The following is a 10,331-nucleotide window of genomic DNA, read 5'->3' as shown; positions in this document are numbered from 1 at the left end:
CACGGTCGCGTCGGTCAACGATGCGCCGGTGGTGACCAACGCTGGCGCCTCGGGTGACGAGGACGCTGCCTTCATTACCGGCAGCATCAGCGCGGTCGATGCGGACGGCGAGACCACCGTTGCCCTGAAGACGGGCGCTGCCAACGGCACGGTCACGGTCAACGCCGATGGCACCTACAGCTACACGCCGGTCGAGAACTTCCACGGCAACGACAGCTTCGTGGTCACGCTCACCGATGCCGACGGCTATACCCTGGACCAGACGGTGAACGTGACGGTCAACCCGGTCAACGACGCTGCAATCATCACTGGCATTGCCTCAGGTTCCGTGACCGAGGATTCCCTGCTGGACTATGTGACAGGCAACCTGTTGTCGGAAGACGTTGACAACACATACGATGCTTTCCAGGAGGGATCAGGGTCAGCGACGCACGGCAATTACTCGGTGACATCGGCTGGTGTGTGGACCTACACATTGAACAACGATGATCCGGCAGTCAACGCGCTGAATGACGGTGGGATACTCACCGACAGCTTCACAGTGCGCTCGGCAGACGGAACGTCGAAGGTCGTTTCCATCACCATCAACGGCGCAACCGATGGCATCTACAACGGCACCATCGGCAATGACACAGCGTCGGGCGGATCGGGCAACGACATCATGTACGGGATCCAGGGCAACGACAAACTCTCGGGCCAGAACGGCAATGACCAACTCTTCGGCGGTCAAGGCAACGATATGCTGGACGGTGGCGCGGGCGACGATACGTTGACAGGTGGCACTGGCAACGATACGTTGACCGGCGGCACTGGCTCGGATAGGTTTGTGTTCGAGAGCAGCGGCTCCGCCAACGGAGTCGATGTCATCACCGACTTCAGCCTCGGCGAGGGCGGCGATGTGCTGGATCTCAGCGCGTTCTTCCCCACGGTGGGCACGCCGAACACGCTGGTCGATGGCAATTTCAGTCTCCCGGGCACGTCCTTGGCCGCCGGCAACCACTTCGTCGTGGTTGACGTCAAGAACACCAGCGGTGTCGCCCCGACGGCAGCGGATGCCGTAGCGGCATTGAGCGGCATGAAGGTGACCAATGGTTCGTCACAGGCCATCTTGTTGACCGACCTGACCGATCCTACGCACAAGGGCTACCTGTTCTTTGGAAATGAAGCCACGTTCGACGGCAACAACACCTTCGATGCGGCCGAACTGCGGTTGGTGGCGTCGATCACGTTCTCGGATTCACTGGACCATTTGATGGCGACGAACCTGAACCTGGCGTAATCGGCAGCGGTACCGCCCGGGGGCTACTGCCTCTGGCGGCGCCAGCTGACACGGGGCCTCGTTGCAGCGCAGCTTACAACGAGGCCCGCTGCCTTCTGGCCACCTTAAATATCGTCGCAAAGCTTGGGTGCCCGCCGTCGCTCAGCCGGCGGCTTCGTCAGGCGCTTGACGGGGCCGTTCTGTGCAGTAGCGTCAACGCAATCAAGCCTGCGCAGCCGCCAACACCGCCCTCAATTCCCCCGCCTGCACCGGCTTCCGCAACGCATGCCACCCCCGCTGCCGCGCCATGCGCTGCGTCACAGGCTCGATATCCGCCGACACCAGCGCAATCGTCAGATCCGGCCGCTGGTTCTGCAGCAGCACCGCCAGCGCCACCCCATCCAGATCCCCCGGCAGCCGGATGTCGCACAGCGCCACTTCGATCGCATCCAGGTCCGCCAGCGCCAGCGCCTCCGAGGCATTGGCATAGACGCGCGGTTCGGCCTTCCAGTGGCGCAGCAGCGCGGCGATGCTGTCGGCCACCACGGTGTTGTCTTCCACCACCAGCACCGCCATGCCGGGGCGCAGCGGCGCTACATGGGCGGCATTCGAGTCGGCACCGATGCCTTCCGGCAGCACCAGGTCGGCCGGCGCCGCCTCCAGCTCGAAGCCGAACACCGACCCGCGCCCCGGCGTCGAGCGCAGCGTCACCGTGAAGCCCAGCCGCTCGGCCAGCCGGCGCACGATGGCCAGGCCCAGGCCGTGCCCGCGCTGCAGGTTGCGCTCCACGTTGCCGATCTGCTCGAAGTCGCCGAACACGCGCTGCTGCATCTCCGGCGCAATGCCGATGCCGTTGTCGCGCACCTCGACGCGCCACGTCCCGTTGGTGCGGCCGCGCCGCACCGCCAGCAGCACGCGACCCTTGGGGGCGAACTTGAGTGCGTTGTCGGTCAGGTTGCCGAGCACGCGGCGCAACGCCACCGCGTCGGTCCAGGCCAGCGCGCTGGCGGGGCAGCGCACCCGCACACGCGTGGAATGGCGGGCCAGTTCGCGCAGCAGCGGCCCCAGCGCGACCGGGCCGGGCTTCAGCGGGTCGGCCGCGGCCTCGATGCGGCCGATTTCCAGCAGCTGGTTGGTCAAGCCCTCCAGTGCCTGCTGGGCCTGCGACAGCGCGATCACGGTCTGTGTCACGACGTGCTTGGGCGTGTCGCTCTCCAGTTGCTGGCGCAGCACTTCGGCCTGCAGGCCGATCGCCATGACGGGCTGGCGCAAGTCATGGTTGGCGGCCGAGAAGAAGCGCAACCGTTCGGCCTGCGCCTGCTCCGATTCGCGCAGCCCGGTCTGGGCCTGCTCGCGCAGGGCGCTCTCCTCGTGGCGACGGCCGATGTTTTCTTCGAGGTGGCGCGAGCGGTCGGTGACCAGCTTCCACACCATCACCATCAGGCCCACGCCGAGCAGCGCCGCCGTGCGCATTACCGGGGAGCCGTAGATCAGCCCCATCGCGATGATCGGCGCCAGCAGCAGCGTGATGGCCAGGCGCATCGCCGGCGTGTAGTACGAGACCGAGAAGGCCGACGACAGCGTCATCGCCATGATGACGGTGGCGAGCAACAGTTGCGCCACCGGATCGTTCGGGTTGAACAGCATCACGCCGGCGGCGCCGTGCGCGGCTTCGTGCATCGCGATGCGCCAGGTGTGGACCCGCAGCGCATGCGGCAGGTTCTCCGGGGTGAGCGTATCGGGCGGGTGCTGCGGAAAGAAGCCGCGCACCGTCGTCGTGAAGGCGATCAGTCCCAGCCATGTCAGCGCCGGTGTCAGCGCGTATTGCCAGGCGAACAGCGCGGCCACGCCGCAGTCCAGCAGGAACTGCACGACCAGCGCCGGGCCGGTCGGTTGCGCACTCAGTCGCAGCACCTCGCACTGCACGGCAAAGCGTGAAGCCGGGGGCGCGGCGTTGTCGGGCGCGGGCGTGGGACTCATCAAAGAGACCACTATAGAGGAGCCCCTCACTCTCGAAGGGGCTCCCATGCGCCCTACATCTTCTGTCTGACTTGCGCCGGGGGCGACAATCGGAGGGTGAACGACCTATCCCTATTCCTGCCCTGCGCCGCCGGCGTGGAAGACTTCCTGGCCCAGGAGGTACACGCCCTGACCGGCCGCGTCGGCCAGGATCTGCTCACCCTGCGCGGCGGCGTGCGCGTGCGTGCCGCCTGGCGCGACGCGATGCTGCTCAACCTGCACAGCCGCCTGGCGCAGCGCGTGCTGGTCGAGCTGGCCCATGCGCCGTACCGCAACGAGAACGATCTCTACGGCATCGCCAGCGGCGTGGCCTGGGAAATCTGGTTCACGCCGAAGCAGACCTTCAAGATCGAGACCACGGCGCAGCACAGCCCGCTGCAGAGCCTGAACTTCGCGACGCTGCGCATCAAGGACGCGATCGCCGACCGCTTTCGGGCCAAGGCGAATGGCGTGCGCCCGAGCATCGAAACGCAATGGCCCGACGTGCGCGTGTTCGCCCACCTGACCACCGACACCTGCACGCTCTACATCGACACCAGCGGCGAGCCGCTGTTCAAGCGCGGCTGGCGGCAGGACAAGGGGGATGCGCCGCTGAAGGAGACGCTGGCCGCCGCGATGCTGGCGGCGAGCGGGTGGTGGAATCCGGAGACGGGGGCGGTGTCCGATGCGCCTTTGTACGACCCGTGCTGCGGCAGCGGCACCATCGCCATCGAGGCGGCGCAGATCGCGCGGGGGATACCGGCGGGGTCGCTGCGGCGCTTCGGCTTCGAGAAGCTGTTGCCGTTCCAGGCGCATGTGTGGAATGCGGTGAAGGACCAGGTGGCTGCGCCCGGGCCCGTGGATGGCGTGACCGTGTACGGCAGCGATGTGTCGCACCGCATGGTCGACTTCGCCGAGCGCAATGCGGAGCGCGCGGGCGTGTCGGATGCGGTCGAGTTCCGGGGCGGGGACGCCTTGCAGCGCATGCCGCCGGCCGGTGGTGGTGTGATCGTGCTGAACCCGCCGTATGGCGAACGCATCGAGGTCGGCGGCGTGGCGCGCACCGGTGCGCGCGAGCAGGCGGCGACGGAAGATGGCGGCGAGTTCTTCTCGCAACTCGCCACGCACTGGAAGAAGAACTATGCCGGCTGGACCGCCTGGGTGCTGACACCGGACCTCAAGCTGCCGCAGAAGATGCGCCTGAAGGAATCGCGCCGCGTGCCGATGTGGAACGGGCCGATCGAATGCAGGCTGTTCAAGTTCGACATGGTGAAGGGCTCGGCGCGGGCGAAGCCGGCGGCCTGACCCATCATCGTCATCGCGCAGGCAAGAGGGGGGCAACGACTTCGGCGATGTGCTGTGCGTTCGCGGCGCTGACGTCGCGCATCGACACGGAGAGCCGCTTGTCGACGGCCGCCGCTGACCAGAACTGCCGGGCCGCTTCGAAGGACTGCGTCCACACCTCGGGCCTGGCGCCAAGCGATCGGAAGGACGGCGCGACCAGGCGCAATTCGGGGTCGATGCCGCCGCCCGCCGGGGCGTACATCGTCGGCAGCATGTCGTAGGCGGGCGAGACCTGCGTCGGACGACCACGCGCATCGGTCATCAGCGACAGGTTCTCGAAGTGGCGGTCGCCATTGCCGATGAGTTCGGAGAACGCGGTCAGGACGAGAACGACCCGCGCGGATTCGGCGTCGAGCAAGCCGGCATCCTCGCAGCGTTGCGCAAAGGCGGGCCAGCTGTCGCGCTTGCCGAACAACTCGTCGTCGACCGCGCCCGCGGAAATCATGCCGCGCCGACCAAAGCGTCCGACGCGGTCGAAGCGCTCGACTTCAAGGTAGCCGTAGCCGTCGCTTTCGAAGTAGCGCGCCGACGCGGCTGCGATGCCTGCGTTGCGGAGGAAGCGCAGCGCGAGTTCCTCGAGAACGAGCATCTCGGACGAGCGGGTGCCCGCACGTGCGAACTTGACGATGAGATGGCCGCGCGCTTCGGTCTCGCAGGTGAACTTGGGTTGATCACCACCGGCGCTCCCGCTTGTGCCCGCATGCGACACATCGGCGGCGAGATCACGGTAGACCTGCGCGACATCGCCGGCCGCGACAGGCGGTGCGGCGCGCGATGCCATCCAGGCGGCGAAGGAGCGAGCGCCCCACAACAGCGACCCTGCGACATCCGCGCCTGCGAGGCAGAGAAACTTCGCGCGATGGTCATCCGACCAATCGCGCAGGGCGGGCGGCACGCTGATCTCTGCCGTGACCGCCCGGGCAATTCGCGCGCCCAGATACCCCGAAGGCGCGGCGAACGCCATCGACGGTGGCAGGCCGTCGTGCAGTCGGCTACCTCCGTCGCGGAGATCGACCCAGGTTCCCCCGCCGCGCAGGAAGCTGATAGATCCGATCTCCTCGACGCGGCCGTCCTCGCTCACCCGGAACATCGCCTGGGGCGAGGGCAACGGGTCAGGGCGCAAGAGCGCGTAACGCGGCGTGCGGATGCCGGGCTCGCGGAAACTGATGACCTCGGCGCCCAATGCCTGAATGGTTCGCGAGAAGGTCGCCTGGCTGACTTGCAGCGTCTTCACCAGCGCGTCGGTGGGTCGCGGTCCCTGGGAAAGCGCTTGGCGAAGTGCGACCACGCGCGCGGATTCGGCGGATGGGTTGGCGGCGCCATGGGCTGGCATTGGATTGCTGAATGAATAGTTCAGAGAATGGATCGAATCATACTGAATTGCCGCCTGTCCGGCAGTGCTATCGTCGTCAACCCATGACCATCGTGATCGATACAAACGTAGCGCTCGACCTGCTGGTGTTCGGCGACCCGGCCTGCCAGTCGCTTCAGGCCGCGCTCGATGCGGGTGAACTGCGCTGGCTGGCAACTGCCGCGATGCGCGATGAATTGGCGCGTGTGCTGTGCTATCCGCAGATCGTGCCGCGACTGGCCTGGTACCAGCGCACGCCTGAAGCGGTGCTGGCCGACTTTGATCGGCTATCGCAGCGCGTCGAGTCCGCGCCGCGGGCCACTGTGGTTTGCAAGGATCCGGACGACCAGATGTTCATCGACCTGGCCGTCGCGCATCGTGCGCCATTGCGCAGCAAGGATCGCCTGGTGCTGGCCTTGCGCAAGCGACTTGCTGCGCTCGGCGTCGAAGTTTCCTAGACCTCTGCAGCGCTATCGCTTCGACAACGGCGCCGACATCGTGGTCGTCGCATCGAAGGTGGGCGAATACCACCGCGTCATCAGGCGGGCGACGGCGCGCACCCGCTGCGTGTCGCGGCCCCAGCGCCGGTCGGCGGGCAGGTGGCGCAGCCAGCGCATGCGTTGCGCAGCGATGGCCAGGCGTTCGCGCACCTCGTCGCTGGCATCGGCCAGCACAGCGTGCCACTGGCCGCCCGCGCCATGCGGGGAGGCGGCGTGCAGCAACGCCGCGGTGGAGTGCAGGTAGCTGAGCCAGTCGCGCACCTGGCATTCGGCCAGCGCCAGCGTTTCGCCGGGGTCGTCCTCGAAGTCGATGTAGCCGATGGTGCCGTCGGGGCAGTACATCAGGTTGCGCGCGAAGGCCTGGCTCAGGTAGGCGCCGCGTGCATGCACCAGCGCGATGGCATCGAGGCCTTCGCGCCACACCTTCAGCAGCGCGACGGGGCCCACCGCTGCCGCCTGGTCGAGGCGCTCGTTCAGCACGATGGGCGCCAGGTTGCCCTCGCCGAGGTCGGAGATCAGCACGCCGTCTGCCTGGCGCGCCAGCACGGCGGGCACGCGCAGGCCGAGTTCGCCGAGGGCGATGAGACGGCGCGCCTCGATCTCGATGGCGGCCTCGCCGCCGGGGTTGGGCACGGGCGTCAGCACGTCGAGCCGGAACGCCTTCGCGACGGCGGCCAGCAGGTGGTAGCGCCACATGGCATGGCGCGGGCCGGCCTTCTTCAGCCACACGCGCTGCGTGCCGAAGCGATGCCGCGACACGCCCACGGTCTGGAGCGGCAGCGTGGCCGCGAGGAAGGCGGCGTAATCGCCGGGGGGAGGCGGTGGCGCGTTCGCGTCGAGCGGGGCGGGCGCGGAGGCGTTGCCCTTGCGGGTCTGGAGTTGGGTTGCGCGACTTCGCAGCGGATTCATCGGGGAGGTAGGGGATCTTTCAGGCCGCGGGCGCCATTTCCTGCGCGCTGTCGACGACCGGCAGCCGGGCCGTGTTGGTCAGCGGCTGGAAGCTGTCGGCACTGGCCAGGGGCCAATAGATGCGGAAGACATTGTGCTGATTGTCCAGCGGGCCGAGCAGCGCGCCCGGCTGCACCTGCATGACGAGGTTCGACAGCAGCCGCACCTCGGTGTCGGAGATGCGCCGCACGATGTGGTGCGCGGTGATCTGCTGCGGATGGTCGAGCCCGGCGGCCTGCACCAGTTCCTGCAGTGCATGCAGCGTGCTGCGATGGAAGTTGCGCACGCGGTCGGCCTTGGTGTCGACCACCAGCGCCTGCTGGCGCTTCGGGTCCTGCGTGGTCACGCCGGTGGGGCAGTGGCCGGTGTGGCAGGTCTGCGCCTGGATGCAGCCCAGCGACATCATGAAACCGCGCGCTGCGTTGCACCAGTCGGCGCCGAGCGCCATCATGCGGGCCACATCGAAGGCCGAGATCACCTTGCCCGCGCAGCCCAGCTTGATGCGGTGCCGCAGGTTCACGCCGACCAGCGTGTTGTGCACCAGCAGCAGCCCTTCCTGCAACGGCGCGCCGACATGGTCGGTGAACTCCACCGGCGCGGCACCGGTCCCGCCTTCGGCGCCATCGACCACGATGAAGTCCGGCGTGATGCCGGTCTGCTGCATTGCCTTGACGATGCCGAACCATTCCCACGGATGCCCGAGGCAGAACTTGAAGCCGGTCGGCTTGCCGCCCGACAGTTCGCGCAGCCGCGCGATGAAATGCATCATCTCGATGGGTGTGGTGAAGGCGCTGTGCGAGGAGGGCGAAATGCAGTCCACGCCCTGCTGCACGCCGCGCGCCGCCGCGATTTCGGCCGTGACCTTGGGGCCGGGCAGCACGCCGCCGTGGCCGGGCTTCGCGCCCTGGCTCAGCTTGATCTCGATCATGCGCACCTGCGCGTCGGCGGAGGCCTTGATGAAGCGCTCTTCGCTGAAAGTGCCGTCCTCGTTGCGGCAGCCGAAGTAGCCCGAGCCGATCTCCCAGATCAGGTCACCGCCATGCACGCGATGGTGGCGCGAGATGGAGCCCTCGCCGGTGTCGTGCGCGAAGCCGCCCATCTTCGCGCCCTGGTTCAGCGCCATGATCGCGTTGGCCGACAGCGCGCCGAAGCTCATTGCCGAGATGTTGAACACGCTGGCGCTGTAGGGCTGCGCGCAGTCGGGGCCGATGACGATGCGGAAGTCGTGGTTGGCGAGCTTCGTCGGGCGCATCGAATGGTTGATCCACTCGTAGCCGGAAATGGTCACGTTCAACTGCGTGCCGAAGGGCCGGTTGTCCGGGTCGCCCTTGGCGCGCTGGTACACCAGTGAGCGCTGCGCGCGCGAGAAGGGCGCGGCTTCCGCGTCGCTCTCGATGAAGTACTGGCGGATTTCCGGGCGGATGTATTCGAAGAAGAACCGGAAATGACCGATGACGGGGTAATTGCGCAGGATGGCATGGCGCGTCTGCCGCAGGTCGTGCACGCCCACGACGGTGAGCACTGCGAAGGCCATCGTTCCAATCCAGCCGCGCAGCAGCCACGGCCACAGCAGCAGGGTGAGCACGCTGACAATCAGGCCGGCGATACACAGCACGAAGGTGGTGTATCGGGTCGGTATCGGAGATGTCATGGGAATTGCAATGATCGCCTCGGCCGGTCGACACGGTGTTGCATCATAGAGGGCTCTTTTTTGCGCCACCATGACTACTTCTCCAGACACCCCTTCCGCCGGTGCCACTCCGGCCCCGCTCACCCCCGAAGACTTCGACGTGCTGGACCGCGAACTCGACCTCATGCGCGAGGCCGACGACGAGACGCCGCAGTGGGAATTCTGCGAGGGCTTCATGGCCGCGCTGATCTGCTCGCGCCGCCCGATTCCGCCCGAGGAATACTGGCCCGTGCTGCTCGGCGACGAGTTCAAGCCGGCCAAGTACATGGAGTTCGTCTGGCACTGGAAGCGGCGCTGGGTGGAGATCGAGCAAGGCCTGGACGCGCCGGTCGAGTCGCTCGAGGACGAGCGCACCTACCAGCCGGAGGTGCTGGACGTGCGCGGCGCCCTGGCCTCGCTGCCCGAGGAGGAACGTGCCGAATCGGCCGGCGAGGCGATCCCTTCCTTTGCGCAGGTCTGGGCGCTTGGCTTCATGTATGCGGTGGAAAACTGGCCCGAGGACTGGGCCGCACCGCGCGACAAGGAAGCTGCCGGCATGCTCGACGACGCGCTGGACTGCATCGTCGAATTGACCGAGGACGACAAGGCCACGCCCACCATCTCGATGTTCAGCGAGACCGCCCCGCCCAGCGTGAGCCAGCAGCGCCTGGACGACTACGGCGCCGCAATTTGGGCCGTGTACGACCTGCGCCAGCTCTGGAAAAGCATGGGCCCGCGCGTGGAAACCGTGCGCAAGGAGCCGACGCCGGGGCGCAACGATCCCTGTCCTTGCGGGAGTGGGAAGAAGTACAAGAAGTGCCACGGGGCTTGAGCGCGTGGAGCGGGTCTTCGTCTTCGGGACGCTGAAGGAGGGCTTTCCGAACTTCGCCACGAATGAGGGGCGGCGTGTCGAGGGCGAGTTCGTGACGCTGGAGCGCTATCCGATGTACCTGGTGGGCGAGCGGCATTCGCCCTGGATGATCGATCTGCCGGGGCAGGGCCATTGCGTGGCTGGGCAGTTATTCGAGGTGGACGAGGCTGCCTTGGCGCGGATGGATGCGCTGGAGCGGATCACCGAGCCGGATGGCTATCGGCGCTTGCGCATCCGGGTGGCGAAGCGTGGCGAGGAGCTCGATGCCGTCGAGGCCTTCGTCTACCTGCAACCGACGATGCCTGCCGCGTCGGATATTCGCGTGGGTCCGCTGGACGACTACTCGCCAGCGCACGCCAGCCTCTATCGCAAGCGCGCGGCGGCCTGATTCT

9 protein-coding genes are annotated in these 10,331 nt (G+C 67.2%); 5 read left to right on the top strand and 4 right to left on the bottom strand.

Annotation, left to right across the window (positions count from 1 at the left end):
- Positions 1-1,279: VCBS domain-containing protein (locus tag WKW79_RS25715; RefSeq protein ID WP_340338056.1), on the top strand; the 1,279-nt coding region annotated here is incomplete at its 5' end.
- Between the two features lie 201 nt (positions 1,280-1,480).
- Here WKW79_RS25715 and WKW79_RS25710 read toward each other — a convergent pair.
- Positions 1,481-3,238, bottom strand: coding sequence for a hybrid sensor histidine kinase/response regulator (locus WKW79_RS25710; RefSeq protein ID WP_340338055.1), 1,758 nt, complete (start codon positions 3,236-3,238; stop codon positions 1,481-1,483).
- A gap of 96 nt (positions 3,239-3,334) precedes the next feature.
- On the opposite strand from WKW79_RS25710, the gene WKW79_RS25705 reads away from it, so the two are divergent.
- Positions 3,335-4,561, top strand: coding sequence for a THUMP domain-containing class I SAM-dependent RNA methyltransferase (locus tag WKW79_RS25705; protein WP_340338054.1), 1,227 nt, complete (start codon positions 3,335-3,337; stop codon positions 4,559-4,561).
- A gap of 10 nt (positions 4,562-4,571) precedes the next feature.
- On the opposite strand, the gene WKW79_RS25700 is transcribed toward WKW79_RS25705, so the two are convergent.
- On the bottom strand, positions 4,572-5,888 hold the full coding sequence (locus tag WKW79_RS25700; RefSeq protein WP_340338053.1) for a HipA domain-containing protein: 1,317 nt from the start codon (positions 5,886-5,888) through the stop codon (positions 4,572-4,574).
- Between the two features lie 128 nt (positions 5,889-6,016).
- On the opposite strand from WKW79_RS25700, the gene WKW79_RS25695 reads away from it, so the two are divergent.
- Positions 6,017-6,409 carry a putative toxin-antitoxin system toxin component, PIN family gene (locus WKW79_RS25695; protein WP_340338052.1) on the top strand — a complete coding sequence of 131 codons (393 nt, stop codon included), beginning with the start codon at positions 6,017-6,019 and terminating at the stop codon, positions 6,407-6,409.
- Between the two features lie 12 nt (positions 6,410-6,421).
- On the opposite strand, the gene WKW79_RS25690 is transcribed toward WKW79_RS25695, so the two are convergent.
- Positions 6,422-7,360 (bottom strand): BUD32 family EKC/KEOPS complex subunit, encoded by a 939-nt coding sequence (locus WKW79_RS25690; protein ID WP_340338051.1) that lies wholly within the window; start codon positions 7,358-7,360, stop codon positions 6,422-6,424.
- 19 nt (positions 7,361-7,379) lie between these two features.
- Positions 7,380-9,050: an FMN-binding glutamate synthase family protein gene (locus WKW79_RS25685; RefSeq protein WP_340338050.1), complete on the bottom strand. Its 1,671-nt coding sequence runs from the start codon at positions 9,048-9,050 to the stop codon at positions 7,380-7,382.
- Between the two features lie 70 nt (positions 9,051-9,120).
- On the opposite strand from WKW79_RS25685, the gene WKW79_RS25680 reads away from it, so the two are divergent.
- Both WKW79_RS25680 and WKW79_RS25675 read left to right on the top strand, forming a co-directional pair.
- Complete coding sequence (locus tag WKW79_RS25680) at positions 9,121-9,900, top strand: UPF0149 family protein (RefSeq protein WP_340338049.1); 780 nt, start codon at positions 9,121-9,123, stop codon at positions 9,898-9,900.
- A 4-nt stretch (positions 9,901-9,904) separates the two neighbouring features.
- Positions 9,905-10,327, top strand: coding sequence for a gamma-glutamylcyclotransferase family protein (locus WKW79_RS25675; RefSeq protein ID WP_340338048.1), 423 nt, complete (start codon positions 9,905-9,907; stop codon positions 10,325-10,327).
- The last annotated feature ends 4 nt before the right edge of the window (positions 10,328-10,331 follow it).

It is taken from the genome of Variovorax robiniae, assembly GCF_037889955.1.
Lineage (GTDB): Bacteria > Pseudomonadota > Gammaproteobacteria > Burkholderiales > Burkholderiaceae_C > Variovorax > Variovorax robiniae.
Note: the sequence above shows the minus strand (reverse complement) of the source record. Positions and strands in the feature narration are given on the sequence as shown.

Excerpts from the sequence above, each read along its gene's own strand:
- WKW79_RS25710 (WP_340338055.1), bottom strand. The coding sequence starts at position 3,238 with ATGAGTCCCACGCCCGCGCCCGACAACGCCGCGCCCCCGGCTTCACGC.
- WKW79_RS25690 (WP_340338051.1), bottom strand. The coding sequence starts at position 7,360 with ATGAATCCGCTGCGAAGTCGCGCAACCCAACTCCAGACCCGCAAGGGC.
- WKW79_RS25685 (WP_340338050.1), bottom strand. The coding sequence starts at position 9,050 with ATGACATCTCCGATACCGACCCGATACACCACCTTCGTGCTGTGTATC.
- WKW79_RS25695 (WP_340338052.1), top strand. The coding sequence starts at position 6,017 with ATGACCATCGTGATCGATACAAACGTAGCGCTCGACCTGCTGGTGTTC.
- WKW79_RS25680 (WP_340338049.1), top strand. The coding sequence starts at position 9,121 with ATGACTACTTCTCCAGACACCCCTTCCGCCGGTGCCACTCCGGCCCCG.